At 66.6% G+C, this 1,790-nt stretch carries 1 protein-coding gene and 1 pseudogene; both read left to right on the forward strand.

The window, feature by feature from the left end:
• Positions 1 to 365, forward strand: a pseudogene (locus SPHV1_RS25280) (hypothetical protein); the annotation flags it as partial.
• Between the two features lie 48 nt (positions 366 to 413).
• On the forward strand, positions 414 to 1,790 hold a 1,377-nt coding region (locus SPHV1_RS00655; protein ID WP_231634355.1), incomplete at its 3' end, for a surface lipoprotein assembly modifier.

A 1,790-nucleotide genomic window follows, 5' to 3' on the forward strand; every position in this document is an offset into this window, starting at 1 on the left:
CCGCCAGTTATGGCGGGGACGTGATCGGCCGGACGGCGGACGGAAACTACGTCGGCGGCACGGCGGCGCTCGATTTCGATTTCGGCAGCGGTACGCTGACCGGCTCGATGTACCCGCTTCTTTCGGACGGTTGGGACCTGTCCATCGATCTCGGAACCTATGCCTTCAAGGACACCAGCTTTGCCAAAGGCAGCACGACGTTCTCGGGCAGCTTCGACGTCCCGGGCCTGCCGGGCGAGCCGTCATGGTTCGAAGGGGCATTCAACGGGCCCCAGGCGGCCGAAGTGATGGCGCGCTGGCAGGCCCCGTATCTCCTGGAAGGCAAACAGGGCGCGATGTTCGGCATCATGATCGGAGAAAAGTGATGTGGCCGCTGCCCTGTGCCGCCACGCGACCGAGACAGGAGGAGGAAAGTGCTTCGTTGCGGCAGGCCCTTGGGTGAGCTTGCGATCGCCGGTATTGCCCTGGCCCTGGCCCTGGCCCTGGCCCTGGCCCTGGCCCTGGCCCTGGCTCTGGCAGCGCTGCCTGTGCCTGCAAGCGCGCAAACCGCGCAAGATCGCGGCGGCAGCGACCAGTCCGCCCGGCTGAGTGCCGCGGAATTGCTGGCCTTTGCGAACCGGGCGCTCGAGCAAGGCAGGACAGACGTGGCAGAGACCGCATTGCGGGCGCTGACCGCCGATCCCTCGCTCAATGTGCGCAGCGAAGCCCGCTTTCGATTGGCCATGCTTTGTGTCCGTCAGCGCCGTTATACGCAGGCGGCCTTGTTGCTTCGGCAAATTCTCGACGAGCAGCCCGGGGCCCAGCGGGTACGCCTCGAACTGGCCCGTGTGCTGGACCTGATGGGCGACGAAGCCGGAGCGCGGCGGGCCCTGCGCGAAGTGCAGGCCGGCGACCTGCCTCCCGAAGTCGCCCGGTTCGTGGACCGCTATTCCGCGGCGCTCCGCGCGCAGAAGCCGGTTGGCGCAAGTCTCGACCTCGCGCTTGCCCCGGACAGCAACATCAATCGCGCCACCCGGTCATCCACGCTGGGCACCGTCATCGGGGATTTCGTCCTCGACGAGGATGCGCGTCAGCGTTCCGGCCTCGGGCTGGCCTTGCGCGGTCAGGCCTATGCCCGCTTGCGGCTCAGCTCCACGGTCAACCTGCTCGGGAAGATTTCCGGTTCTGCCGATCTCTATCGCTCCAGCGATTTCAACGACATTGCCGTGGCGGCAACGGTCGGACCCGAACTGCGGCTCGGTGCGGACCGTCTTGCGCTGGAGGGTGGGGGGCTTCTGCGGTTCTATGGCGGGCAACCCTATTCGCGCGCGGCAACAGCCGGATTGACCTACCTGCATCCCCTGGGCCGCAAGGCGCAGCTGCGCGCCGTGGCAAGCATGGCCTTCATCGACAATCGCCGCAGTGCCCTGCTCGATGGCGAGAGCTATTCGGCCTCGGTGAGCTACGAGCGCGCCCTGTCGAACCGGTCGGGCGCGGGCCTGACCGTTGGCATCGACCGTCAGGCCACGCGCGATCCGGGCTATGCGACATGGGGCTGGCGAACCTCGGTCTTTGCCTATCACGAACTGGGATCGGTCACTCTCGTGGCGACGCTGGGAACAGGTGGACTGAAGGCGGATCGCAGGATCCTGCTCTATCCAGCCAGGCGTTCGGACCGCAGCTACCGCGCCAGCCTTGGCGCGACCTTCCGATCCCTGCGCATCGCCAGCTTCGCACCGTTCGTCAGGGCCACCTGGGAACGCAATCGCAGCAGCGTGGAAGTCTACGATTATCGCAGGGTCCGCACCGAA

The sequence above is a fragment of the Novosphingobium sp. KN65.2 genome (assembly GCF_001368935.1).
In the GTDB taxonomy this organism is placed as follows: domain Bacteria; phylum Pseudomonadota; class Alphaproteobacteria; order Sphingomonadales; family Sphingomonadaceae; genus Novosphingobium; species Novosphingobium mathurense.